Here is a 25,071-nt window from a genome sequence, read left to right as displayed (position 1 = left end):
ACTTTCATGTCAACAGGCAAAGCGAAGATAATATGCAGTTACCGAGTTTCCTCGAGGTCTATCAAGGCCTTATTTCAACCTCTTCCATAAGCTCTACCGATCCGAGCTGGGACGAGGGCAACGCAAACGTAATAGAAAAGTTGGCAACTTGGCTTAAAGATGTCGGCTTTGAAGTAGAAATAACCCAAGTTGAGCCCGGCAAGCACAACCTGATCGCCAAAAAAGGCCAAGGAGAAGGCGGTTTATTGTTGGCGGGTCACAGCGACACCGTGCCTTATGACGAGGGGCAATGGAACTTCAACCCTCATGCTTTAACGGAACACAACAACCGCTTTTATGGTTTAGGAACGGCAGACATGAAAGGGTTCTTTGCTTTTATCATTGAAGCGGTCAAGAACATGGATTGGAGTAAGCAAGCCAAGCCATTGTATATTCTTGCCACCTGTGATGAAGAAACGACCATGCTGGGTGCTCGTCATTTTACTGATAATGCGCCAATCAAACCCGATTATTGCATTATCGGAGAACCCACCAGTTTAGTGCCGATTCGAGGCCATAAGGGACACGTCGCTAATGCAGTGCGCGTTACCGGAAAATCGGGACACTCCTCCGATCCTGCACTGGGTGTCAACGCGATAGAAATCATGCATGAGGTACTTTTCGCGTTGATGCAGCTACGTGACAAGCTGATCAAAGAATATCACCACCCCGGCTTTGCGATTCCAAGTCCAACCTTAAACCTTGGCCACATTCATGGTGGGGATAGTGCCAACCGTATTTGTGGCTGTTGTGAACTTCACTATGATGTTCGCCCTCTTCCAGGGATCAGTTTGGACGGACTCGATAACATGCTGAGAAATGCGCTTAAAGAAGTGGAAGCAAAATGGCCGGACAGGATCAGCATTACCCCATTGCATGAACCCATTCCAGGTTATGAGTGTCAACATGATCACCCTTTTATCGCTGGTGTTGAAACCATCTGTGAAACTTCATCACAAACGGTCAATTACTGTACCGAAGCCCCATTTTTACAAACACTGTGTCCAACTTTAGTACTTGGTCCTGGCTCTATTGACCAAGCGCATCAACCCGATGAGTTCCTCGCATTTGATTTCATCGATCCTACGATCCAAATTCTGCAAAAATCGATTCGTCAGTATTGCTTCTAATATCACAAGGTGGCATCACCACCTTGTTTTACTTTTCATTGAAATTCTGTAATAAATTTTCAACATTTACGGTGAAAATGGGCATCTTATATTCGTTACATCTCTTTGCACAATATTTGCAAACTTAGCCTGCACCATTTGACTCGGGGCAATATTTTTCGCTAGATTGTTTACCTATTCAGGAACAATGGATGTAATTTTTTTACAAGGCAGGATGACAATGAACGAGAAATACTCTGCACTGAGAAGCAATGTAAGTATGCTGGGCCACTTGCTCGGTAACACCATTCGTGATGCGCATGGTGATGCGATTCTCGATAAAGTAGAAACTATTCGTAAACTCTCCAAATCCGCCCGAGCAGGCAATCAGGTAGATCGAGATAATCTGATCGAAGAAATTAAAAACCTGCCTAACGAGCAGCTTACCCCCGTTGCACGTGCATTTAACCAATTTCTCAACCTCACCAATATGGCAGAGCAATACCACACCATCTCACGTCATTGTGAGTCACATGTGTGTGAGCCGGATGCGATCAATACGCTGTTTTCTAAGCTCAGCCAAAGCAATGTCAGCAAACTCGATACAGCACAAGCCATTCGAGACTTAAACATTGAGCTGGTACTGACTGCACACCCGACAGAAATTACTCGCCGCACCATGATCAACAAATTGGTGAAGATCAATGAATGCCTATCAAAACTTGAGTTAAGTGATCTATCACCTAAAGAGCGCCATAAGACTGAGCGTCGTTTAGAACAATTGATCGCCCAAAGCTGGCACTCTGATGTTATTCGTCAACAGCGTCCAACGCCTCTAGATGAAGCGAAATGGGGCTTTGCTGTGGTTGAAAACTCACTTTGGCAAGCCGTTCCTGAATTCCTACGTGAAATGGATGAGCGCTTAGAAAACTACCTTGGTGAAGGTCTTCCGATTGATGCGCGACCTGTTCACTTTTCTTCGTGGATGGGTGGTGACCGAGATGGCAACCCATTTGTCACTCATACCGTCACTCGTGAAGTGTTACTGCTTTCACGCTGGAAAGCCGCTGATCTGTACCTGAACGACATCAATGAGTTGATCAGTGAACTGTCGATGACTAAGTGCAACGATGCGGTTCGAGAGCTTGCTGGTGATGATCAACATGAACCTTATCGTGGCATTTTAAAGCAACTACGTGCGCTACTTAACGACACGAAAGAGATCCTTGATGCAAAAATCAATGGTCAAAAACTGGCAGTGAAAGCGCCGTTACAGCAGGTTGAACAACTTTGGCAGCCGCTCTACGCTTGCTACCAGTCTCTGCATGAGTGCGGCATGGGTGTCATTGCTGATGGCTCACTACTGGATACACTACGTCGCGTTAAAGCGTTTGGTGTCCACCTTGTTCGTCTCGACATCCGTCAAGAAAGTACACGTCACTCAGATGTACTGTCTGAGCTGACTCGTTACCTGGGGATCGGCGACTACGATCAATGGAGCGAGCAAGATAAAGTCGCTTTCCTAACTAATGAACTAAGTTCGAAGCGTCCACTGCTTCCTCTCGACTGGGAACCATCAGAACCGGTTAAAGAAGTTTTAGATACCTGTAAGATCATTGCTAACCAATCACGTGAAGCCTTTGGAGCGTATGTGATTTCAATGGCCCGTACCGCCTCTGATGTTTTGGCTGTCCATTTGCTACTGCAAGAAGCAGGTTGCCCTTACCGTATGGATGTATGCCCTCTGTTTGAAACCCTTGATGACCTGAATAACGCAGAAGCGGTGATCAAACAGCTGATGAGCATCGACCTATATCGTGGCTTCATTCAGAATCATCAGATGGTCATGATCGGCTACTCGGATTCAGCGAAAGATGCCGGCGTTATGGCAGCTGGCTGGGCCCAATATCATGCGATGGAGTCATTGGTGAAAGTCGCAGAAGAGGAAGGGGTTGAACTCACCTTATTCCACGGCCGTGGCGGCACTGTTGGCCGAGGTGGTGCTCCAGCACATGCAGCATTATTATCTCAACCACCAAAAAGCTTGAAAGGCGGCTTACGCGTTACTGAGCAAGGGGAAATGATCCGCTTTAAGCTCGGTCTACCGGATGTTGCTGTTAATAGCTTTAACCTGTACGCCAGTGCGATTCTTGAAGCAAACTTATTGCCACCACCAGAACCAAAACAAGACTGGCGCGATCTTATGAACGTACTGTCTGAAGTCAGCTGTGAAGCTTACCGAAGCGTGGTTCGTGGTGAAGCGGATTTTGTTCCTTACTTCCGTCAAGCAACCCCTGAGCTTGAACTTGGCAAACTGCCATTGGGCTCACGCCCTGCTAAACGCAACCCAAATGGTGGTGTAGAAAGTTTGCGTGCGATCCCTTGGATTTTCTCTTGGAGTCAAAACCGCTTGGTTCTACCTGCATGGCTTGGCGCAGGTGAAGCGATCCAGTATTCGATTGATAAAGGCCACCAAGCACTACTGGAAGAAATGTGTCGTGAATGGCCATTCTTCTCAACTCGCCTTGGCATGCTAGAGATGGTGTACTCGAAGTGTAACATTGAGATCTCTCGCTACTATGACCAACGTCTCGCACAACCAGAACTGCTTCCATTAGGTGATCGCCTGCGTGAACAGTTGCAAAAAGACATTAAAGTTGTACTGAATGTAGAAAACAACGAGAACTTAATGCAAAGCGACCCATGGGGTAAAGAATCTATCCGTCTACGCAATATCTATGTTGAGCCACTCAACATGCTACAAGCAGAATTGTTATACCGGACACGTCAAACTGAAGAGCCTTCACCAGAGCTTGAAGAAGCCCTCATGGTGACAATCGCAGGTATCGCAGCAGGTATGCGCAATACCGGATAATCTGCTAGTAAATCAAAAAGGCTGGTGTTGTCACCAGCCTTTTTTCTATCCTGTAGCACATATCATCATAGCAGTATGCCATTCAATGGCTTATACATGTCAGAATATAATCCTACAAACGGTACAGACTAAACCACCCCTAAAAAACAAAATACCAAAAGTATTACTTACTGAGCTTTTTGTTAGTTTTTTGATTTATTCTGTTTTTCTATTCTACTTTGTGCTTATTATTTAGATATACTAATCCACTTCTGCGGAACATTATAAAATCAACAATCCGCATATCCTCGATAACGTCTAGATCGAGATTAGGTGATAAACGGCTTTAAGGTGACATGACCAACTTTGTTGGTATGCCCAGTGATAACTGATGATTAGTGCCTTTAGAAGCACAACAGACACTCAGGCAGTTGTTAAAGTTTATTGACCTTTTGGATTGAAGACATGTCATTACCACACGTTATTCTTACAGTTCTGAGCACACGCGATGCAACTGGATACGACATCACTAAAGAGTTTTCCGCAACAATCGGATACTTCTGGAAAGCAAGCCACCAGCAAGTTTACCGTGAATTGAATAAAATGGCTCAAAATAGCTTGGTCACTTGCGTTTTAGAGCCTCAAGAAGGAAAGCCGGATCGTAAAGTTTATTCCATCACCGACGCAGGCCGCATTGCCCTAGGTGAATGGTTTGATCAACCTACAGCGCACCCAACTATACGCGATGAGTTTTCAGCAAAGCTGATGGCTTGTTCGGTTCAAGATTCTGGACCATACCGCCTACAACTCGCAGACCTTGTTGAAGAGTCCCGTAAACTCGTTAATCACTATAAAGATATTGAACTAGCGTACTACTCAACACCTGCAACACTCGACAAGCAGCAACGCTTGGAGCGTTTGACCCTTCGCCGCAATCTCCTTGCACGCCAAGCATGGATTGCATGGGCAGAAGAAGTTCTTGAAGAGCTAGAAGCATTGTCTTAATAACAGGTGCCGCTCTGCCAAGATGCAGCAGACACAACAACAAGTTTAAACCGATACATTAGTATCGGTTTTTTTATTTTTAGCGCATACAAAAACGCCAATCACAAAGGTAATTGGCGTTCGTTTATTGATTTTTTGGTGTAAATCTATATTCCATCGCCACCAATAAAGCTCTGAGAGCGACCATTGAATTGCTGGTCCATATCCAAAGAAGGCTTATCTGTTTTCGGCCTTCCGACAATCTTAGCTGGGACACCCGCCACAGTAGTATGAGGAGGGACTGGCTGAAGTACGACCGAGCAAGAACCAATCTTTGCACCCTCTCCAACTTCGATATTGCCTAAGATTTTAGCGCCAGCTCCAATCATCACCCCTTCACGGATCTTAGGATGTCGATCGCCACACTCTTTACCTGTACCACCTAGGGTCACATCTTGCAGAATTGATACATCATTTTCGACAACAGCCGTTTCACCAATCACAATCCCAGTAGCATGGTCGAGCATGATCGCGCGCCCAATACGGGCAGCTGGATGGATGTCTACCTGACAGGCGACTGAGATCTGGTTTTGCAGGTAGGTAGCCAAGGCCATACGTCCCTGCTTCCACAGCCAGTTTGCAACCCGATAGCCCTGTAGCGCATGGTAGCCCTTTAGGTAAAGTAATGGCATTGAATACATCGCAACCGCCGGGTCTCGATTCACTGTGGCACAGATATCACAAGCCGCAGCTTCGGTAATAGAGGGGTCAGAGTTAAAGGCCTCTTCCACTACTTCACGTACTGCCATCGCTGGCATTGAGGCGGTATTCAGCTTGTTAGCAAGTATGTAGCTCAAGGCCGCGGCTAGGCTGTCATGCTTAATAATGGTGGCATGATAGAAGCTCGCTAGCATCGGCTCTTGCTCAGAAAGCTCACGAGCCTCCTTCACAATCGCTTGCCAGACTTTCTGTTTCTCACAATTATTCATGTGCAATTCCCTGGATACCTAGCGATTCACCTCGACACAGGCAACCGCTAAGCCGGTTAATTATCCTTCTGCTTTCTTATCACGGGCGAGCAAATCTTGCGCTGCCATGCGAGCATCTTTTCCTTGATACAATACTTGATAGATTTGATCAACTATTGGCATCTCTACACCCATACGTTCTGCCAGCAACCATACTTCTTTGGTATTGCGATAGCCTTCGACCACCTGACCAATTTCGTCTTGAGCCGTATCGACATCTTTCCCTTGCCCTAGAGCAAGGCCAAAGCGGCGGTTACGTGATTGATTATCGGTACATGTCAGCACTAAGTCACCTAAACCAGCCATACCCATAAAGGTTTCTGGTTGAGCGCCAAGAGCGCCGCCAAGGCGGCACATTTCAGCCAAACCGCGCGTGATAAGTGCTGTACGAGCATTTGCGCCAAAACCAATGCCATCAGACATCCCGGCTCCAATTGCAATCACGTTTTTCACTGCACCGCCCAATTGCATACCGGTAAAGTCACTATTGGCGTAAACGCGGAATGTTTTGCTGCAGTGGATTTTTTCTTGCAGATCTTTCACAAACTTATCGTCTGGCGAAGCGACGGAAATCGCCGTCGGCATACCAACTGCTAGTTCTTTTGCAAACGTTGGGCCTGACAATACGGCCAGTGAATAAGCATCTCCAATAATATCGTGTGCGACGTCTTTTAACAGGCGTCCCGTTTCCGGCTCTAATCCTTTTGTCGCCCAGCAAATTCGAGTGTCTTCACGCAGGTAAGGCTTGAGGTTATTCAGCACAATACCAAAAACGTGGCTAGGCACTACAACAAGCAGATCACGGCTTGCTTGAACTGCTTTCTCAAGGTCTGATTCAACAATCAGCGTTTCTGGGAAATCAATGCCCGGCAAAAATTCATGGTTAGCACGATCCGCTTGCAAACGCGCCATATGATCAGCTTCATGGCCCCAAATAACCACATTGGCACCATTACGAGCTAACGAGATCGCCAAAGACGTGCCGTATGAGCCCGCCCCGATCACTGTCATCGCAATCTCTTTTCCATAGGCATTATTGGTTTGAGAATCTGTCATAGTTCCGCCCGAATTTAATCATTGTTCTTGTATTGAACTCGTTAATAAAGCTCTGAGTTCTGCATCTTGAAATCACATGGGTATATAGCTAAAGCACCTACGCAAGATGAAGTAACTTAGCTATATATTAAACAAAAAATGCACAACGCATCGGTTATTGAAGATGCTTTGTGCATTTTTATCATTGTTTACCTAACCTCAATAAACTGAAGTCAGACCCACCTTCAGCTTACGCTTCAGGTTGGCTTTCACCTTGCTCAGCTTGTTGCTGTAGGTAGTTCATGAATAGCGCGTCAAAGTTAACTGGTGCTAGGTTTAGTTGTGGGAATGTACCCTTAACCACTAGGCTAGAAATCGTTTCACGTGCATATGGGAACAGGATGTTTGGACAGAATGCACCTAGGCAATGCGCTAGCTGACCCGCTTCCATTTTCTCTGCAGTAAAGATACCGCCTTGTTGAACTTCACATAGGAATGCAGTTTCTTCTGCATTTTTCACTGTCACTGTCAGGCGTAGGATCACTTCGTAAACACCGTCACCAAGCTCACGGCTTTGAGTGTCTAGATCCAGTTTCACATCTGGATTCCACTCTTTTTGGAACATTACTGGTGAGTTAGGAGCTTCGAAAGAAACGTCTTTCAGGAAGATGCGTTGAATTGCAAATTGTTGTGCTTCTTGTTGTGGTGCTGCTTCAGCCATTTTTGAATCCTTTATTCCGTAAAATACAGTCTGATGTGAGACTAACTGAGAGAGGCGGTGGAAACGAATAGTTCACTAATTTTCGTGCTCAGTTTCACAACTCATTGGACTTAAGCGCTGCTTTTTTACTCAGCGCCTAATCTCTCGCCTCATCAATGGTTATTTCTTACCACGAACAAGTGGCAGGTTCGCTTCGTTCCAAGCGATTAGACCATTTTTCAACAGGTTCACTTTTTCAAAACCCGCTTTTGCTAGCAGGTTAGCGCTTTCTTGAGCTGTTTGACCTGTTTTGCATACCACAATGATTGGGTCAGATTTACGGTTTTCAAGGGCACCAAAGCTACCTGCTTTGATATCCGAAGGTAAAATGTGAACTGCATCGGTAATATGTCCTTTGCGGAACTCATCTTTAGCGCGGATATCCACAACAACACCATTTTCACGGTTCATCAACTGAGTGGTTTCGGAAGCACCGATTTCTTTGTAAGCGGCAGTCGACGATTTGAAAATATTCATGATAAGGGCAACAAGTAGGCCAACCCATACCAAAGATAAAATCATGTTTTGTTGGAAAAACTCAATGTATTCTTGCATATCCTGTGCTCTTGCAGTGTTTGTCGTTAAAAATCGGACGATAAAATCAGTCAGGAAGTATAACGGGGATAGGCGGCAGAGGCTATAGCGTCAATGATAACTAGATGTAAATCTCGTGACCTAAGTAGCGTCTCGCTTCAGTTAATGCATTGATAGCCGTGACTTGTTTCGCTCTATGAGGCCAAACTAGCGATAAAACGCATCTAAGGTTGCAATAAAGGTACTCTTTTCAGATTGAGGTAACGCGTTGATCCCAGCAGCCGCTTTACGTCCTCCACCCGTTGCAAATTGGCTGCACACTTCATCGGCTCCAATGCGGTTATTTAACGGAGCACGAACACTCACGGTATAGTCAGCTTGACTTGGGTTTAGCGTCATCACTGCATGCGCCTGAGATGGCGATTGGTTAGCAAGTTCATTGCCATAAACACCACTGATGCGGCGTGCCCATGCTTCACACGGCAGCTCATAAACAGTTGCAGCCTGAGATTGATGAATGGGTTTTAACGCTGCCACTTGTTGGTAATCGTCTTGGTAGCCACGCTGAAGTTGATAAAACGGCGACTGTTGATCAGAGCGCAGAGCAAATGGGTCTGGGTAGTTCAATAGCTGAAGAAACAGCTCTGCAGGCGCAATGTGCAGATCATCCAGTGTGGCCCCATAACCATTGTAGTTAATCAATACACCTAGCTGCTGTAAAAACGCCGTATCAGCCTCACTTAGATGATGCTTTTGTGCCAATGTCTCTGCCACACGATTTAGGTTATCACCAAAAGCCGCGGCAATGGCCCAGTGGACATATTGGCTATTCAGTTTCTCGTTAATCAAGAGACTCGTACACACTTCTGCATCGAGGTTGATCAATGCTTCAAGCGAGTTAGAACTCGGCAGCTCACCACTACGGTGATGATCACAATAAAAAACAGGAACCGAGCCAGCAAGTAGCGTATCCAACGCCTCTCGGTTCTTTTCCATCGAAATATCAAGCACCGTCACTGAGGAGGCATCGCCCGCATCAACAACGTACTCAAGCAACTTAATATCACGCTTTACACCCGTGATCAGTTGACTCTCTCTCGGCTGTGCCAAGCGCAGTTGTAATAGCGCGATGATGCCATCAGCGTCTCCATTGAATACATCGTAATGCATGCTTATCCCTTGTTTTATGTTCCTATCGGTCACAATCCCTTGCCGATTGCATTACGCATCATATCGTTAAACCAAGTCACGAATTAGATCCCTATGGCATAAGCCATGGTAAAAAGATGTAACCCATGACAGACAACGCCTTTACTGATTTTTAACTAACAAATCATGCTCTTGGAAATGGAAACGCCGTGACTTGATCAATATGTTCACAACCTAATGCCAACATAATTAAACGATCAATACCTAGTGCGACGCCTGCACACTCAGGCAGCCCCGCCTCCAGAGCTGAAATTAAATGATGGTCAATCGGCTGAGGTTTTAAACCCATTTCGAGACGCTTGCTATTGTCTTGTTCAAAACGCATGAGCTGTTCTTGCGGATTGTCTAACTCATGGAAACCGTTAGCCAGTTCAATGCCTTTGAAATACACCTCAAAACGATCCGCTACGCGATGATCGTGCGGGTTGATTTTCGCGAGTGCCGCTTGTGATGCTGGAAAATCATAAACAAATGCCGGCACCTGCTGGCCTATCTTGCTTTCAACCCCCATGCTAAATAGCAACTGCAACAAGGTATCACGATCTTCTTCGGGCTCAGCGATATCACTCAGCCCGAGCTTGTCAGCAACAGATTTTAGCTCTTGCATTGACCCTTCTAACGGACACACACCGAGTACATCAATAAAAGCTTGTTGGTAAGTCATGCGCTGCGCTGCGCCACATTGCAGCACCAATTGCAGCAGTTCATCCATCTCATCCATCAATTTATGGTGGTCAAAACCCACTCGATACCACTCAAGCATGGTGAATTCCGGATTATGGTGACGACCATTCTCTTCATTGCGAAAAGCTTTGTTGATTTGGTAGATGCAACCACTGCCTGCGGCAAGCAAGCGCTTCATATGAAATTCAGGACTGGTCATTAAAAATAGCTTACTGCCACCAGCATAACCTGGGCCAACAAATTCCGTCTGAAAGGTATGCAGATGAATATCCGTCACGGTTGCATGGCTCATCGCTGGTGTGTCCACTTCCAACACATCACGCTCATGGAAAAATTGACGAATGGCGCGAAGTAAACCTGCGCGCTGTTTTAGCTGCTCAGTCGTTGCGGTCGGCTTCCAGTTCATATCAGGCATTTTGTTGCATCTTTATCATAGAGAAGAAGCGCACATTGTAGCGCTAGAAAAGGGAGAAACAATCCCAGCTCAAAAACACCAACTGGGTTGTTGAATTGTTACGCTTGATAAATCCAATGAGTGGTCATGACGCAAGCTATTGATTCGTTAAATTCCCTATAGATTCAGAGGGTAGACAACAGAATCATCTATTGTCGCAATGCCGTGACTGCAATCACATAACCTAGAAAATCTATGCTCTCGTTTGCATTTCCGCTGCAAAAACCTAAATACATCAATTTTTCCTAGAAGCAGCTCTTCTACACTAGTTCTACCACTTTTGGGGAGACTCCCCGACTAACTATAACAAGCGGATAATTCCGCACACTCACTGGAGGATAACTGTGCAAACTATCACCACAGATATCGCAGTCATCGGCGCAGGCGGCGCTGGTCTTCGTACTGCTATTGCAGCGGCTGAAGCAAACCCGGACTTAGAAGTAGCGCTTATTTCTAAAGTTTATCCAATGCGTTCTCACACGGTCGCAGCGGAAGGTGGCTCAGCAGCAGTTATCAAGGATGAAGATAGCTTAGACAATCACTTCAACGATACCGTTGGCGGTGGTGACTGGCTATGTGAACAGGATGTTGTTGAATATTTCGTTGAGAATGCAACTCGCGAAATGATCCAGATGGAACAATGGGGCTGCCCATGGAGCCGTAAAGAAAACGGTGAAGTCAACGTACGTCGCTTCGGCGGTATGAAAGTTGAGCGTACTTGGTTCGCTGCTGATAAAACTGGTTTCCACATGCTTCATACGTTGTTCCAAACTTCAATGAAGTACGACAACATCAAACGCTTTGATGAATATTTTGTGGTCGATCTGTTGGTTGATGAAGGCGAAGTTCAAGGCCTTATCGCTATCCATATGTCTGAAGGTGAGCTGGTAACCATCAAAGCGAAATCGGTTGTGCTAGCAACAGGTGGCGCAGGTCGTGTTTACCACTGTAACACCAACGGCGGTATCGTCACGGGCGACGGCATGGCGATGGCGTACCGTCACGGCGTTCCTCTACGTGATATGGAATTCGTTCAGTACCACCCAACGGGTCTTCCAGGTACAGGCATTCTGATGACCGAAGGTTGTCGTGGTGAAGGCGGTATCATCGTCAACAAAAATGGCTACCGTTACCTACAAGATTACGGTATGGGCCCTGAGACTCCAGTGGGTCAACCTAAGAACAAATACATGGAACTGGGTCCTCGTGACAAAGTTTCTCAAGCTTTCTGGCACGAGCAACAGAAAGGCAACACCATCAAACACCCTCTTGGTGACGTGGTGCATCTAGACCTTCGCCACCTAGGTGAAGAGTACCTACAAGAGCGTCTACCGTTCATCTGTGAGCTTGCGAAAGCATACGTGAACGTTGACCCAGCAAAAGAGCCAATTCCAATTCGTCCAACTGTTCACTACACCATGGGTGGTATTGAAACTAACGGCGAATGTGAAACTCGCATTAAAGGTCTGTTCGCAGTGGGCGAATGTGCCTCTGTTGGTCTTCACGGTGCAAACCGTCTTGGTTCTAACTCACTGGCTGAGTTCGTAGTATTCGGTCGCGTTGCCGGTGAACAAGCGGTGAAGCGCGCAGCAGAATTCAAAGGTTGGAACGAAGAGTCTATCGCGACTCAAGTGAAAGCCGTTGAAGAGCGCATTGCTGCTCTGATGAACCAAGAAGGTGAAGAAAACTGGGCTGATATCCGTACTGAAATGGGTCACACCATGGAAGCGGGTTGTGGTATCTACCGCCAGGAAGACTTGATGCAAGCAACCATCGAGAAAATCACTGAGCTGAAAGAGCGTTACAAGAAAATCAGCATCAAAGATAAAGGCAAAGTATTCAACACTGACCTTTTGTACGCGATCGAAGTCGGTTACGGCCTAGAAGTGGCAGAAGCAATGGTTCACTCTGCAATTCTACGTAAAGAATCTCGTGGTGCACACCAGCGTCTAGACGATGGTTGTACCGAACGTGACGACGTGAACTTCCTCAAACACTCTCTTGCTTTCTACCAGCCAGAAGCAGCGCCAAGCATTGACTACAGCGGTGTAACCATCACTAAGTCACAGCCAAAAGCACGTCTATATGGTGAAGCGGCAGAAAAAGCAGCAGCTGAAGAAGCGGCTAAAGCGGCGCAAGAGAATAACGCAGAGGAGCAAGCATAATGTCAGCAAACCGCATTCAGAAAGTGGAGATTCTGCGTTACGACCCAGAGCAAGACGCAGAACCACATTTTCAAACCTTTGAAGTACCGTTTGATGAAACCATGTCGACACTCGATGCGTTAGGCTACATCAAAGATAACCTTGATAAAGATCTGTCTTACCGCTGGTCTTGTCGTATGGCGATCTGTGGTTCTTGCGGCATTATGGTAAACGGCGTGCCTAAGCTTGCTTGTAAAAGCTTCCTACGTGATTACCCAAATGGTGTGAAGATCGAACCGTTAGCAAACTTCCCAATTGAGAAAGATTTGATTGTTGACATGACGCCATTCATTGAGCGCTTAGAAGCGATCAAGCCTTACATCATTGGTAATGACCGTAAACCAGAAGACGGCACCAACCTGCAAACGCCTGAGCAAATGGCGAAATACAAGCAGTTTGCTGGCTGTATCAACTGTGGCCTGTGCTACGCAGCATGTCCTCAGTTTGGTCTAAACCCAGAGTTCATCGGTCCTGCTGCGCTAACACTAGCACATCGTTACAACCTTGATAGCCGTGACAACGGTAAAGCTGAGCGTATGAACCTGATCAACGGTGAAAACGGCGCTTGGGGTTGTACCTTTGTGGGTTACTGCTCTGAAGTCTGTCCGAAAAACGTGGACCCTGCGGCTGCAGTTAACCAAGGCAAGATTGAGTCTTCAATGGACTTTGTTATCGCCATGCTTAAACCTGACGGCACACCAGCAAAAGAGGAGGCATAAGGATGAGTAACCGTAAACCTTACGTTCGTGAAGTAAAACGTACTTGGTGGAAAGATCATCCATTCTACCGCTTTTACATGCTGCGTGAAGCAACCGTGCTTCCATTGATCCTATTCACTATTTTCCTGACTTTCGGTTTAGGCTCGTTAGTGAAAGGTCCTGAAGCGTGGCAAGGTTGGTTAGACTTCATGGCTAACCCTATCGTGATCGCAATTAACATCGTCGCGTTAGCGGGCAGTTTGTTCCATGCTCAAACATTCTTCAGCATGATGCCTCAGGTAATGCCAATGCGCCTGAAAGGTAAACCAGTAGATAAGAAGCTTATCGTACTTGCTCAATGGGCAGCGGTTGCTTTTATTTCTCTGATTGTTCTTGTTGTTGTGTAAGGAGTTCGAACGATGAATACGAATTACAAAGTAGACCGAGCTCCTAAACGCTCTGATGAACCGGTATGGTGGGGTCTGTTTGGGGCTGGCGGTAGCTGGTTCGCTATGATCACACCAGTCACTATTTTGGTGCTTGGTATCTTAGTACCTATGGGTGTGATTGATGCTGAGGCGTTGAGCTACGAACGCGTCACTGATTTTGCTACGAGCATTATTGGCGCACTGTTTATCATTGGTACGCTCGCGCTACCAATGTGGCATGCGATGCACCGTGTACACCATGGCATGCACGATCTTAAGTTCCACACTGGTATTGCAGGTAAAATTGCGTGCTACGCATTTGCCGGCCTTATCTCTGCACTGGCTGTGATCTTTATCTTTATGATCTAAGCTCAAGTGCCACGCATAAAAAAAGTCCTCCCAATTGGGAGGACTTTTTTGTTCACGCCTACAATAAATTCTGTTTCTTTGCCATCTGATGAGCAACCTTAGGTGCCATCCACAATGACGGTAAAATAATGAAAGACGCAGGCACTGCCGTGATCACAATAAACGATTGAAGAGCAGAAATCCCACCCTCTCCCATCGAAATCAACACAATGGCAACCGCTCCCATTACAATTCCCCAGAATGAGCGAATCAGTGCATTTGGTCGGCTAGTACCGGTCATTACTACGCTGATGGTGTACGTCATCGAGTCACCAGTGGTGACAATAAAGGTCGTGGTTAAAATCAGAAATAGGATCGAAATCAACAGTGAAAATGGCAATTGCTGGGTAATAGCCAGTAACGCCCCTGGCAAGTTAAAACCTTCAAAACCAGCTTTAATGCTACCCGGGTTAGCTAACTCAAATGCTAGCCCACTGCCCCCAACAATGCTGAACCAAAAACAAGTGATCAATGGAGCTGCAATACTAATGGCTAAAATTAACTGTCGAATGGTTCGGCCTCGTGAAATTCTTGCAATAAAAATCGCCATCATCGGTGCATAACCAATGAACCATCCCCAGAAGAAAACAGTCCACCAGCCAAGCCATTCCGTATCACCACGATATAAAGACATCGGAACGAAATTATCAATCATACGCCCAACGCCTTGAATATAACCATCAACAATGAAATTAGTCGGTCCGGCTATCAGCATAAAGATCACCAAAGCCAATGACAGCATGATGTTATAGCGACTGACAATCTGGATGCCTTTACTCAAACCACTCAGCGCAGACAAGGTATAGATTGCCATTGCAAACAACACCACCACGATTTGGGTCGTTAGCTCATCCGGGATCCCGAACAACGCATTCAGAGCGTAGCTGATTTGTAAGCCAAGAAAGCCGATTGGTCCGATGGTTCCGGCAGCCACTGCGATAATGCTTAACGCATCCACCGCATTGCCGAGCCAACCATGCAGCGCACGTTGGCCAAATACAGGGTACAGTAAAGTTCGTGGCTTCAGAGGTAAGCCTTTCTCGTAATGAAGGTACATCAAGACGATGGAAGAAAGTGAGCCAAGGACCGCCCAAGCAAGAAATCCCCAATGCATAAACGACTGAGACAATGCATTAATCGCCATCTCACGAGGCGTATCATTACCATAAATTGGTGGTGCAGAGACATAGTGGGCGATCGGCTCAGCTGCTGCCCAAAAAACACCGCCTCCAGCCAGAAGCGTACAAAGCAGGATAGACAGCCACTTAAAGGTTTCCACCTCGGGAGTATCAAGCCCCCCAAGGCGCACGTAGCCCGTCTGCCCTAAAGCAATACATAATCCAAGAACAAAATTAACCAGCAGCAAGATCTGCCAGTAACCACCGAAATATTGAGTCGCATAGCCAAAGCCGCTATTCACGAGTGATGTCAGCAGCTCTGCATCAAACAGGGCAAGTAAAACAAAAAGAGAAAGAAAGCTACCACTGAGCCACAATACCGGATTAGAGAGCTCTAATTGCGAGCGGATATTTTTTTTCGTGGAAGGATCACAAGGAGTTGTCGAATTATCGACATCAGAAACGCAGGAAGTCCCTGCCGCCAAACTGGCTCTAGACATTAGAGTCTCGCTTTTCATGGCCCGAAAATCGGGTTAGGCGTATTTACCTCTCAAACCTATCAAGAATGTGAGGACGATCATAAAAGCGAGCCATCATACAGAGAAAAATGCTACTTGCACACAGCATTATCGATGTTTTTATATACAGATAGTTCTGATATAAGACAAAAAACCATTCACTCCTGCTCTAGCAAAACAAAATAAAAATAGTAAAAACAGCGTGTTATATCACAGCAATAAAAAAGCCCGCTCGATTGAGCGGGCTTTAAAAATTACATTGAACTCTAAAGAATAAAGCGGCTTAAATCTTCATCTTCAATCGTGTCACCAAGTTTCGCTTTCACGTACTCAGCATCAATCGTTAGCTTAGAACCCGCTTTATCCGTCGCTTCAAATGAGATCTCATCCATTAAGCGCTCCATCACCGTATGCAGACGACGCGCACCGATGTTTTCTGTCGTTTCATTAACGGTCCATGCAGCTTCCGCGATCTGAGTGATACCTTCTTCAGTAAATTCGATATCCACTTCTTCCGTCTTCATTAACGCAACATATTGCTCAGTCAGAGAGGCTTTTGGTTCAGTCAGAATGCGTTTAAAGTCATTGCTTGATAGCGCTTCAAGTTCAACACGAATTGGCAGGCGACCTTGCAGCTCAGGGATCAAGTCAGACGGTTTCGCCACTTGGAATGCACCAGATGCAACAAATAGGATGTGATCCGTTTTCACCATACCGTGCTTCGTTGATACCGTGCTGCCTTCAATTAACGGCAGTAAGTCACGTTGAACACCTTCACGAGAAACATCAGGACCCGAGCTTTCACCGCGCTTACAGATCTTATCGATTTCATCGATAAAGACGATACCGTTGTTTTCCACATTGAAAATCGCTTGCTCTTTCAGCTCTTCCTGATTCACTAGCTTCGCCGCTTCTTCCTCAGTCAAAGCCTTAAAGGCTTCTTTGATTTTCATTTTGCGCTTTTTCTTGGTATCGCCTGCAAGATTTTGGAACATACCTTGAAGCTGGTTGGTCATTTCTTCCATACCAGGAGGTGCCATGATCTCTACGCCCATTTGCGGCGCAGCAACATCGATTTCAATCTCTTTGTCGTCTAGCTTACCTTCACGTAGCTTCTTACGGAAAACCTGACGCGTGTTTGATGAGCTTTCATCTTGCTGTTCATTCTGACCCCAAGCATCGCGCGCTGGCGGCAGCAGTGCATCAAGAATGCGCTCTTCGGCTTGCTCTTCAGCGCGGAACTTCACTTTTTCCATCGCTTGTTGGTGCGTCATTTTAATAGCGACATCAGTTAGATCGCGGATGATGGTTTCTACTTCCTTACCCACATAACCGACTTCTGTAAACTTGGTCGCTTCCACTTTGATAAACGGAGCATTCGCCAGTTTAGCCAAACGACGAGCAATTTCTGTTTTACCCACACCCGTTGGACCAATCATTAGAATATTCTTTGGCGTAACTTCGACACGCAAGCTCTCTTCAAGCTGCATACGACGCCAGCGGTTACGCAGCGCGATCGCTACAGAACGCTTTGCATTTTCTTGACCAATGATATGGCGGTTAAGCTCGTGAACAATTTCGCGAGGAGTCATTTCAGACATAATTCAATTCCTTAAATTCTGTTAGCACTATCTTTGCTTTTTAGCCGTTACTTACTCTGCTTGAGCAGCCGGGATTTCTAGTTCTTCGATAGTGTGGTGATGGTTGGTGAATACACAGATATCACCCGCAATGGTCAGTGATTTCTCGGCGATCTCACGAGCGTCTAATTCTGTATTTTCAAGCAATGCAGTTGCTGCCGCTTGAGCGAAGTTGCCTCCTGAGCCGATTGCAATCAAATCATTTTCAGGCTGAACCACATCGCCATTACCAGTAATGATCAAAGATGCCGTTTCATCCGCTACAGCCAGTAGTGCTTCCAATTTACGCAGCGCACGATCACTACGCCAATCTTTGGCCAGTTCAACCGCCGCTTTAGTTAGGTGGCCTTGATGCATTTGTAGCTTGCTTTCAAACTTCTCAAACAGTGTGAAAGCGTCGGCGGTACCACCAGCAAAACCCGCTAGAACTTTATTGTTGTACAAGCGACGCACTTTACGCGCATTACCTTTCATCACCGTATTACCCAGCGATACTTGTCCATCACCTGCGATGACAACTTTGTTATTTCGACGTACAGATACAATAGTAGTCACGAGTCGACCTCTTAATTTGTTTTCACTTTGGAGTTAAAAACTATATGAGGATGACAGCGCAAAAAATCAAGGGGGAAGGATACGCAGCCTCTAGAGGAGTCATCTGGCATCGCGCAATAAGATGAATAAAAAAACGGACTCCGAAGAGTCCGTTTTGAATAGGAGATTACTGATCTTTCCAAATGGCACAAGGCTCAATCTTAGCGCGCTGAAGCTTGTGCTTATCTCGCTCGGCATCACGCTTAAATTTATATGGCCCAAGCACCACACGGTACCAGCTGCTGTCTTCTTTTTTACGAATGTGGCTCTTGATCCCTTGGAAGGCAATCAATGCTTTTCGCTCTTCAGCTTGCTGCTTATTCTTATAAGCACCACACTGCATGATATATGGGATATCTGAAACCACTTGCTCTTTCGCCTTCACCTCAACCTGACGATTTGGCAAGGTGTCGACGTAATCCCACTTCTCTTCTGGTGGAGGTGGGATCACTTTTTCTGGCTTCGGTTTCGGTTTTGAAACAGGCTCGGTTTCAGCAACAGGTGCTGGCGGCTCAGGATCCTGACTTAAGGTGTATAAACCATAACCAAACACACCGACCAAAGAGATCGCTAACAGACCGCTACGCCAAGGTTTGCGACGTGGGGCTTGTTTCTTTTTCTTCGCAGGCGGCTTGCTGTTACCGCGACCGCGCCTTACATAATCTTTATTTGCCACTAGTTTACGTCTGAGTAAAAAACACTGCTACACATGTTAATGCAGATTGCTCAGGGATTACAGAGCTGATATGGAAGCGGCGCATCAAAATGCGCCGCTGAATCTTTTTTGATTAAATCACACGAGGAGGTGCTGCACTTTCGCGCACCACTAAACTGGTTTCGAGCAAACGAGAGCCAGCACGAACGTCATGACCACGTAAAAGCTCCAACATCATCAGCATCGCCTGACGGCCAATTTCATAACGAGGTTGGGAAATAGTGGTTAGCGGTGGATCGCAATATTGCGCAAAATGAATATCATCAAAGCCAACCACTGAAAGATCTTGAGGCACGCGCAATCCTAACTTCTTCGCTTCTTGAATCGCACCAATGGCCATCGCGTCATTGTGACAGAAAATAGCCGTTGGCGGCTCTGGTAAAGCTAACAAGTGACGCACCGCTTTGGCACCGTCTTCAAAAGAGAAGTTACCGTAAGTGCAGTACGTTGGATTCATGGTAATACCAGCGCGGCGTAGCGCCTGCTGATAACCCTGATGACGGAATTGACATAGTACCGCTGACTCAGGGCCTGAAAGCTGAGCCACACGTTTATGGCCCAATTGAGTTAAGTAATTAACCGCTTCAAATGCTGATGTGAGATTATCAATATGGACGGTAGGCAGCTCCAGTTCAGGGGCAAATTCACATGCCATCACCATTGGTGGCAGGTTCTTTTGCTCTGGTTTGCTGACATCAAAAGGCAGATCAGTTCCCAGCAGCAGCATGCCATCAGCTTGTTTGGTAAAGACGAGGTTCACAAATGAACTTTCTCGTTTTTTTTGCTGACCGCTATCACCAAGTAACACAATGTAGCCGTGTTCCATGGCAGCATCTTCAATACCGCGAATAATTTCCGTGTAATAAGGATCACAAATATCAGGAATGATAGCGATGATCGTTTTTGATTCATTCCGGCGCAAGTTACGCGCCAAAGAGTTTGGTGAATAGCCAGCTTCTAACACAGCATCTTCTACTCGCTTTCTGGTAGCAGAAGAGACTTTTTCCGGATTCATCAGCGCTCTAGATACTGTCGCTGTTGAGACTCCTGCGAGCTGGGCAACATCCTTCATTGTCGCCATAAAAAAATAACCCTCTTAATTTCCCAATACGGCAGCACCTGCCACCCAAACTAATCAATGAAAAGTGATGAGTTCAAACCCACTCTAATTGTGTTCGATCACTAATAAGCAATCGTTTACTTTATCGAGATACCGTACATGTTTTGTACTAGCGCCCCTAGTTTATTCATTTCGAAACATAAAGTTACGGGGAGATTAACAAAAATTGCGTCGCAAGTGAGATATCAATCACAAATAAATGAAAAATGCCCGAAATCGAACCCTAGCGACTTTCATCACTTCATTAGCTCAAATCTTGCGGTTCAATATCTAATGACCAACGCACTTTCTTTGCATCCGGTAGCATCTGGATAACAGGCCTCGCACTGGTCAGTAATTTTTGCATCAACGAACGGTTTTGCGTTTGCAATAACAACTGCCAGCGGAATTTGCCTGCCCGTTTAGCGAGTGGTGCTGGCGTGGGCCCGAGTACCATACAGGCATCATCAAACAAAGGATGGGACTCTAAGGTATGGCGGACTTGACGTAGGAACGCTTCCACCAATGGCGACTGGTTCGCCTCGGCACGAAATAGCGTTAAGAAAGTATAAGGAGGTAACATGGCCAGTTGACGCTCTTGCAACGCCGTTTCAGCAAATGAACGGTAGCTTTTATTCAGCAATGCCTGCAATAAACTATGTTCTGGGTGATGCGTCTGCAATACCACTTCTCCCGGCTTACTGGCACGACCTGCTCGCCCCGCAACCTGAATAAACAATTGCGCTAACCGCTCCGATGCCCTGAAGTCACTGCTGTATAAGGAGCCATCTACATCCAACAGAACCACTAGCGTCACATTAGGGAAGTGATGCCCTTTTGCCAGCATCTGAGTGCCGATCAAAATTTGATACTCCCCTTTGCGTATCGCACTCAATGCACTTTCGAGGCTGCCTTTTCTACGGGTACTGTCACGATCGATTCGCACCGTTTTGTATTCTGGGAACAAGCTCTCTAGCTGATTCTCCAACTGTTCGGTTCCCACCCCAACCGTCACTAAATTGGTAGAACCACATCCCTGACACTGGTGAATAATGGGTTGCTGGGAACCACAATGATGGCAGCGGATTTCATTCGAGTATTGATGGTAGGTGTAATAAGCATCACAGCGTTTACATTCTGCAATCCAGCCACATTCATGACACATTAAAGCCGGAGAAAAGCCACGACGATTCAAAAACAGCATCACTTGATTGCCCGCACTCAAGTGGCGACGCATTTCTGCAATCAACGGCGCTGATAAGCCGCTTTCGAGATACATGCCTTTAACGTCTAAAACTTTATTCGTGGTTGGTACCGCGACACCGGCGCGCTGGGTTAAGTGCAGATGATGGTATTTGCCGCTCAAAGCATTGTGCAACGTTTCTAACGCAGGCGTGGCAGAGCCCAATACAATTGGGATTTGCTCTTTGTTTGCCCGCATCACGGCCACATCTCTGGCGTGATAGCGCAGACTGTCTTGCTGTTTATAAGAGGCATCATGCTCTTCATCAACAATGATAATACCTAAATCAGCAAAAGGGGTGAGCAAAGCAGAACGGGTACCAATCACGATGCCAGCTTGCCCATCACGAGCACATAACCAAGCATTCAAACGCTCGGTATCATTCAACCCGGAATGAATCACTTCCACGGGAACAGAAAAGCGGCTTCGAAAGCGGTTGATGGTTTGGGGCGTTAAGCCAATCTCTGGTACCAAAATAAGCGCTTGTCGCCCTTTCTCCAAAACTGGTTTGATTAAGTTGAGGTAGACTTCGGTTTTGCCCGATCCCGTCACCCCTTCCAACAAGTAACAACCAAAGCCATCTTGGCTATTTACACTGGCAATGGCGACTGCTTGTTCTTGGTTCAGCTTAGGCTTATCAACGTCAGCTTCCACTTGAGCAGACCAGCGTTGGCGAGTAGGCTTCTTGTCTACCGACTCGATCCAACCTTTTTCTTGCAAGGTTTTCAGTACACTTGTAGTAATTTCTTCATCAATAAAAGTTTGATGCGCGACAGGCCCATGTTCGAGAAGGTGCATCACTTTCGCTTGCTTTACCGCACGACCAAACCCTTGCATTAATTGATCGCGTCCCGTCGTCGTCAATTGCCACTCAACCAAGGTGGCAAAATCCGCAGGTTTCCCTTTCCGTAATGCTGCTGGCATCGCATTGCACAGCGTTTCCCCGAGTGGGTATTGGTAAAACAGACTGCACCATTGCAATAAACTGTATAGCTTGTCAGGCCAAAGTGGCGCATTATCCAGTACATGTTTGATTGGTTTAAGCTGTTCAACAGGAAAATCTGACTGATGAACCAGCGATACAACGATCCCAACTAAAGTCTGGCGACCAAAAGGCACTGATACACGTCCACCAATAATAGGAAATTGGGATGGCGGGATCAGGTAGTCGAATTGCTTATCTAAAGGGACAGGCAAGGCAACGCGAGCTATGGTTGGTCGCATAAGAATCGCTTAACTCATTACTATATTTACGAAAACACAGTCTAATGGATTGATGGCGCCGTGTGAAAATAAAATTTGGTGAAAAAAGTGGCGAAATAATTAGCAAATTGGTTGATCGAATCACCATGATTCATTACTATATCGCGCCTTAGTGATATGGCTTGCTGTTTTTTAAACCAGAAAGCGGTATCACGATGCTATTTTTTATTAACTACGTGTGGTGTCCGGCTGAGATTCGGATAGCGACACGGCCTGAATTTGAGGTTTTCCCATGAAAGTAGGTATTCACCCAGAATACAAAGCGGTTAACGCAACTTGTTCTTGCGGTAACTCTTTTGAGTTCAAATCAACTCTAGCTAAAGAGTCTATCCACCTAGACGTATGTGACAAATGTCACCCATTCTACACTGGTAAGCAACGTATCGTTGATACAGGCGGCCGTGTTGATCGCTTCAACAAGCGTTTCGGTGCTCTATCAAGCAAGAAATAATTTCTGCTTTATAGCTAAAATTGAAAAGGACGCTACGGCGTCCTTTTTTGATCCCTATATCACTCATTTCTTTCTCACTTTCCCCTCGCCCATCATCCAATCGCAATAAATCTGGTCTAATCTGTAGAGAGTCTGCGCATTTTGCTGATATGAGTCGCATTCTTACCTTTGCAGCTTGACTGGCTTCTACTAGAATGAACTCCCTTGTTAATCATAAAGTCAAACGAGTACCCACATCTATGTCCGATGACAACCACCAAGAACTGAGCCCAGAAGAACAATTCCGCCAACAGGCTCTGGATTACCATGCTTACCCAACCGCGGGTAAGATTGCCGTTGAACTGACCAAGCCTGCTGAAACAGCGAATGATCTGGCATTGGCGTACAGCCCAGGCGTTGCTGAGCCAGTGCGTGAAATCGCACAAAATGCAGATAACGTCTATAAGTACACGGCGAAAGGTAACATGGTAGCAGTGATCTCAAATGGTACTGCGATTCTTGGTCTCGGCAACCTTGGACCACTGGCATCAAAACCAGTGATGGAAGGCAAATCGCTATTATTTAAGCGCTTTGCAGGTCTAGACTCGATTGACATTGAAGTTAAGCACCGCACTATCGATGAGTTCGTCGATACCGTCGCTAACATTGCAGACACGTTTGGTGGCATTAACCTCGAAGACATCAAAGCACCAGATTGTTTTGAAATTGAAAAGCGTTTGATTGAACGCTGCGATGTCCCTGTTTTCCATGACGACCAGCACGGTACAGCGATCGTTACGGCAGCAGGTATGCTTAATGCAATTGAGCTTCAGGGTAAAAAGCTTGAAGAAGCAACGATCGTCTGTTTAGGTGCTGGTGCGGCAGCCGTGGCATGTATGGAGCTACTGATAAAATGTGGTGCAATGCGTGAAAAAATCTACATGCTTGACCGTAAAGGTGTTATCCACACTCGCCGCGATGACTTGAACGAATACAAGCAACTATTTGCGAACAACACAGACAAACGCACACTGGAAGATGTCATTGAAGGTGCCGATCTGTTCTTAGGCGTATCTGGTCCAAATCTGCTTCCAGCCGAAGCTTTGAAGCTGATGGCAGACAAACCAGTCGTCTTCGCCTGCTCAAACCCAGATCCAGAGATCAAACCAGAACTGGCACACGAAGTACGTGATGACTTGATTATGGGAACAGGCCGCTCAGACTATCCAAACCAAGTGAATAATGTATTGTGCTTCCCATTCATCTTCCGCGGTGCATTGGATGTTCGTGCCAGTGAAATTAATGATGAAATGAAACTCGCTGCAGTTGATGCGATCCGTGAGCTAGCGAAAGAAGCCGTTCCTGCTGATGTACTCAAAGCTGCTGGGGTTGATAAACTGGAATTTGGTCCGGGTTACATCATTCCAAAACCAATGGACCCACGCTTACTGCCACGTGTGGCTAAAGCCGTCGCACAAGCCGCGGTTGATTCAGGTGTGGCTCGAATTGAGATGCCAGAAAACTACATGGCATGAATTATCTCAATAAAAAACCGCTGATAGTCTCAGCGGTTTTTTATTGTTCTTATCGATAGACAAGACATCGGCTTCCAGCGAAAAACGGTGCGTATTGTTAGTTATTCTTCATCGAACGCTTCAAACTCAATGCCCATCTCGGTCATCAGTTTCTTCACTTCTGCCGGAATATCGTCTGGACGATCTTTACGTAAATCTTCATCCGTTGGCAGTGGCTGACCCGTGTAGGCATGTAAAAACGCTTCACATAACAACTCGCTGTTTGTCGCGTGGCGCAAATTATTGATCTGACGGCGAGTACGCTCATCAGTTAGCACCTTCAGCACTTTCAAAGGAATAGAAACAGTAATTTTTTTCACCTGTTCACTTTTCTTACCATGCTCCGCGTATGGGCTTATATATTCCCCATTCCAATCAGCCATTGCGCACCTTCATTATCATCAGTTATATAAAAATCACAAACCGAGATTTTAGCGGGATCTAAGGCT

The 25,071-nt window shown here is 46.2% G+C and carries 22 protein-coding genes; 9 read left to right on the top strand and 13 right to left on the bottom strand.

Features of this window, described 5'->3' with window-relative positions:
- The first annotated feature begins 32 nt into the window (after positions 1-32).
- The 3 genes from argE to ACQEXS_RS13060 all read left to right on the top strand — a co-directional run bounded on the left by argE (position 33) and on the right by ACQEXS_RS13060 (position 5,007).
- Positions 33-1,169 (top strand): acetylornithine deacetylase, encoded by a 1,137-nt coding sequence (gene argE, locus ACQEXS_RS13070; RefSeq protein ID WP_427014118.1) that lies wholly within the window; start codon positions 33-35, stop codon positions 1,167-1,169.
- Between the two features lie 220 nt (positions 1,170-1,389).
- Positions 1,390-4,023, top strand: a complete 2,634-nt coding sequence (gene ppc, locus ACQEXS_RS13065; RefSeq protein ID WP_427014117.1) for a phosphoenolpyruvate carboxylase — start codon at positions 1,390-1,392, stop codon at positions 4,021-4,023.
- Between the two features lie 444 nt (positions 4,024-4,467).
- On the top strand, positions 4,468-5,007 hold the full coding sequence (locus ACQEXS_RS13060; protein ID WP_367987925.1) for a PadR family transcriptional regulator: 540 nt from the start codon (positions 4,468-4,470) through the stop codon (positions 5,005-5,007).
- Positions 5,008-5,153: 146 nt separating this feature from the next.
- Here the strand turns inward: ACQEXS_RS13060 and cysE are convergent, their stop codons facing one another.
- The 6 genes from cysE to epmA form a co-directional block, all read right to left on the bottom strand.
- Positions 5,154-5,975: a serine O-acetyltransferase gene (cysE, locus tag ACQEXS_RS13055; RefSeq protein ID WP_367987924.1), complete on the bottom strand. Its 822-nt coding sequence runs from the start codon at positions 5,973-5,975 to the stop codon at positions 5,154-5,156.
- 60 nt (positions 5,976-6,035) lie between these two features.
- Positions 6,036-7,070, bottom strand: a complete 1,035-nt coding sequence (gpsA, locus tag ACQEXS_RS13050; RefSeq protein ID WP_427014116.1) for an NAD(P)H-dependent glycerol-3-phosphate dehydrogenase — start codon at positions 7,068-7,070, stop codon at positions 6,036-6,038.
- Positions 7,071-7,299: 229 nt separating this feature from the next.
- Complete coding sequence (secB, locus tag ACQEXS_RS13045) at positions 7,300-7,770, bottom strand: protein-export chaperone SecB (RefSeq protein ID WP_367987922.1); 471 nt, start codon at positions 7,768-7,770, stop codon at positions 7,300-7,302.
- A gap of 159 nt (positions 7,771-7,929) precedes the next feature.
- A complete protein-coding gene (locus ACQEXS_RS13040; protein ID WP_367987921.1) occupies positions 7,930-8,364 on the bottom strand; it encodes a rhodanese-like domain-containing protein in 435 nt (144 codons plus the stop codon).
- 186 nt (positions 8,365-8,550) lie between these two features.
- On the bottom strand, positions 8,551-9,513 hold the full coding sequence (locus ACQEXS_RS13035; protein ID WP_427014115.1) for a DHH family phosphoesterase: 963 nt from the start codon (positions 9,511-9,513) through the stop codon (positions 8,551-8,553).
- 163 nt (positions 9,514-9,676) lie between these two features.
- Positions 9,677-10,642: an elongation factor P--(R)-beta-lysine ligase gene (epmA, locus tag ACQEXS_RS13030; RefSeq protein ID WP_427014182.1), complete on the bottom strand. Its 966-nt coding sequence runs from the start codon at positions 10,640-10,642 to the stop codon at positions 9,677-9,679.
- Between the two features lie 392 nt (positions 10,643-11,034).
- On the opposite strand from epmA, the gene frdA reads away from it, so the two are divergent.
- Genes frdA through frdD form a run of 4 tightly spaced genes read left to right on the top strand, consistent with a single transcriptional unit; the run spans position 11,035 to position 14,389 of the window.
- Positions 11,035-12,855, top strand: coding sequence for a fumarate reductase (quinol) flavoprotein subunit (frdA, locus tag ACQEXS_RS13025; protein WP_367987918.1), 1,821 nt, complete (start codon positions 11,035-11,037; stop codon positions 12,853-12,855).
- The gene (locus ACQEXS_RS13020; protein WP_367987917.1) at positions 12,855-13,613 is read left to right on the top strand and encodes a succinate dehydrogenase/fumarate reductase iron-sulfur subunit; all 759 of its coding nucleotides are present in this window, start codon (positions 12,855-12,857) and stop codon (positions 13,611-13,613) included. The genes frdA and ACQEXS_RS13020 overlap by 1 nt, the downstream gene beginning before the upstream one ends.
- Before the next feature lie 2 nt (positions 13,614-13,615).
- The gene (gene frdC, locus ACQEXS_RS13015) at positions 13,616-13,999 is read left to right on the top strand and encodes a fumarate reductase subunit FrdC (protein ID WP_367987916.1); all 384 of its coding nucleotides are present in this window, start codon (positions 13,616-13,618) and stop codon (positions 13,997-13,999) included.
- 12 nt (positions 14,000-14,011) lie between these two features.
- Complete coding sequence (frdD, locus tag ACQEXS_RS13010) at positions 14,012-14,389, top strand: fumarate reductase subunit FrdD (protein WP_367987915.1); 378 nt, start codon at positions 14,012-14,014, stop codon at positions 14,387-14,389.
- A 58-nt stretch (positions 14,390-14,447) separates the two neighbouring features.
- Here frdD and ACQEXS_RS13005 read toward each other — a convergent pair whose 3' ends face one another.
- From ACQEXS_RS13005 to priA, 6 genes are all read right to left on the bottom strand, one after another.
- Positions 14,448-16,046, bottom strand: coding sequence for a BCCT family transporter (locus ACQEXS_RS13005; RefSeq protein ID WP_427014114.1), 1,599 nt, complete (start codon positions 16,044-16,046; stop codon positions 14,448-14,450).
- 284 nt (positions 16,047-16,330) lie between these two features.
- A complete protein-coding gene (hslU, locus tag ACQEXS_RS13000) occupies positions 16,331-17,665 on the bottom strand; it encodes an HslU--HslV peptidase ATPase subunit (RefSeq protein WP_367987912.1) in 1,335 nt (444 codons plus the stop codon).
- 51 nt (positions 17,666-17,716) lie between these two features.
- On the bottom strand, positions 17,717-18,259 hold the full coding sequence (hslV, locus tag ACQEXS_RS12995; protein WP_004415984.1) for an ATP-dependent protease subunit HslV: 543 nt from the start codon (positions 18,257-18,259) through the stop codon (positions 17,717-17,719).
- 166 nt (positions 18,260-18,425) lie between these two features.
- A complete protein-coding gene (gene ftsN, locus ACQEXS_RS12990; protein WP_367987911.1) occupies positions 18,426-18,974 on the bottom strand; it encodes a cell division protein FtsN in 549 nt (182 codons plus the stop codon).
- Between the two features lie 112 nt (positions 18,975-19,086).
- On the bottom strand, positions 19,087-20,094 hold the full coding sequence (cytR, locus tag ACQEXS_RS12985; RefSeq protein WP_427011051.1) for a DNA-binding transcriptional regulator CytR: 1,008 nt from the start codon (positions 20,092-20,094) through the stop codon (positions 19,087-19,089).
- A gap of 283 nt (positions 20,095-20,377) precedes the next feature.
- Positions 20,378-22,579: a primosomal protein N' gene (gene priA / locus ACQEXS_RS12980; protein ID WP_427014113.1), complete on the bottom strand. Its 2,202-nt coding sequence runs from the start codon at positions 22,577-22,579 to the stop codon at positions 20,378-20,380.
- A gap of 271 nt (positions 22,580-22,850) precedes the next feature.
- On the opposite strand from priA, the gene rpmE reads away from it, so the two are divergent.
- Both rpmE and ACQEXS_RS12970 read left to right on the top strand, forming a co-directional pair.
- Positions 22,851-23,069, top strand: a complete 219-nt coding sequence (rpmE, locus tag ACQEXS_RS12975) for a 50S ribosomal protein L31 (RefSeq protein ID WP_367987908.1) — start codon at positions 22,851-22,853, stop codon at positions 23,067-23,069.
- 239 nt (positions 23,070-23,308) lie between these two features.
- Positions 23,309-24,583 carry a malic enzyme-like NAD(P)-binding protein gene (locus ACQEXS_RS12970; RefSeq protein ID WP_427011053.1) on the top strand — a complete coding sequence of 425 codons (1,275 nt, stop codon included), beginning with the start codon at positions 23,309-23,311 and terminating at the stop codon, positions 24,581-24,583.
- Positions 24,584-24,684: 101 nt separating this feature from the next.
- Here ACQEXS_RS12970 and metJ read toward each other — a convergent pair whose 3' ends face one another.
- Positions 24,685-25,005 (bottom strand): met regulon transcriptional regulator MetJ, encoded by a 321-nt coding sequence (gene metJ, locus ACQEXS_RS12965; protein WP_004415993.1) that lies wholly within the window; start codon positions 25,003-25,005, stop codon positions 24,685-24,687.
- Between the last annotated feature and the right edge of the window lie 66 nt (positions 25,006-25,071).

Origin of the sequence: Vibrio sp. TRT 17S01 (genome assembly GCF_050113695.1) — a bacterium.
GTDB lineage: Bacteria > Pseudomonadota > Gammaproteobacteria > Enterobacterales > Vibrionaceae > Vibrio.
The sequence above is the reverse complement of the archived record's forward strand: the minus strand, read 5'-3'. Positions and strand labels throughout refer to the sequence as shown.

What these genes read in the sequence shown, in the direction of transcription:
- argE (WP_427014118.1), top strand. Translation starts at nt 33, where the DNA reads ATGCAGTTACCGAGTTTCCTCGAGGTCTATCAAGGCCTTATTTCAACC.
- ppc (WP_427014117.1), top strand. Translation starts at nt 1,390, where the DNA reads ATGAACGAGAAATACTCTGCACTGAGAAGCAATGTAAGTATGCTGGGC.
- ACQEXS_RS13060 (WP_367987925.1), top strand. Translation starts at nt 4,468, where the DNA reads ATGTCATTACCACACGTTATTCTTACAGTTCTGAGCACACGCGATGCA.
- cysE (WP_367987924.1), bottom strand. Translation starts at nt 5,975, where the DNA reads ATGAATAATTGTGAGAAACAGAAAGTCTGGCAAGCGATTGTGAAGGAG.
- gpsA (WP_427014116.1), bottom strand. Translation starts at nt 7,070, where the DNA reads ATGACAGATTCTCAAACCAATAATGCCTATGGAAAAGAGATTGCGATG.
- secB (WP_367987922.1), bottom strand. Translation starts at nt 7,770, where the DNA reads ATGGCTGAAGCAGCACCACAACAAGAAGCACAACAATTTGCAATTCAA.
- ACQEXS_RS13040 (WP_367987921.1), bottom strand. Translation starts at nt 8,364, where the DNA reads ATGCAAGAATACATTGAGTTTTTCCAACAAAACATGATTTTATCTTTG.
- ACQEXS_RS13035 (WP_427014115.1), bottom strand. Translation starts at nt 9,513, where the DNA reads ATGCATTACGATGTATTCAATGGAGACGCTGATGGCATCATCGCGCTA.
- epmA (WP_427014182.1), bottom strand. Translation starts at nt 10,642, where the DNA reads ATGAACTGGAAGCCGACCGCAACGACTGAGCAGCTAAAACAGCGCGCA.
- ACQEXS_RS13020 (WP_367987917.1), top strand. Translation starts at nt 12,855, where the DNA reads ATGTCAGCAAACCGCATTCAGAAAGTGGAGATTCTGCGTTACGACCCA.
- frdC (WP_367987916.1), top strand. Translation starts at nt 13,616, where the DNA reads ATGAGTAACCGTAAACCTTACGTTCGTGAAGTAAAACGTACTTGGTGG.
- frdD (WP_367987915.1), top strand. Translation starts at nt 14,012, where the DNA reads ATGAATACGAATTACAAAGTAGACCGAGCTCCTAAACGCTCTGATGAA.
- ACQEXS_RS13005 (WP_427014114.1), bottom strand. Translation starts at nt 16,046, where the DNA reads ATGTCTAGAGCCAGTTTGGCGGCAGGGACTTCCTGCGTTTCTGATGTC.
- hslU (WP_367987912.1), bottom strand. Translation starts at nt 17,665, where the DNA reads ATGTCTGAAATGACTCCTCGCGAAATTGTTCACGAGCTTAACCGCCAT.
- cytR (WP_427011051.1), bottom strand. Translation starts at nt 20,094, where the DNA reads ATGGCGACAATGAAGGATGTTGCCCAGCTCGCAGGAGTCTCAACAGCG.
- priA (WP_427014113.1), bottom strand. Translation starts at nt 22,579, where the DNA reads ATGCGACCAACCATAGCTCGCGTTGCCTTGCCTGTCCCTTTAGATAAG.
- rpmE (WP_367987908.1), top strand. Translation starts at nt 22,851, where the DNA reads ATGAAAGTAGGTATTCACCCAGAATACAAAGCGGTTAACGCAACTTGT.
- ACQEXS_RS12970 (WP_427011053.1), top strand. Translation starts at nt 23,309, where the DNA reads ATGTCCGATGACAACCACCAAGAACTGAGCCCAGAAGAACAATTCCGC.
- metJ (WP_004415993.1), bottom strand. Translation starts at nt 25,005, where the DNA reads ATGGCTGATTGGAATGGGGAATATATAAGCCCATACGCGGAGCATGGT.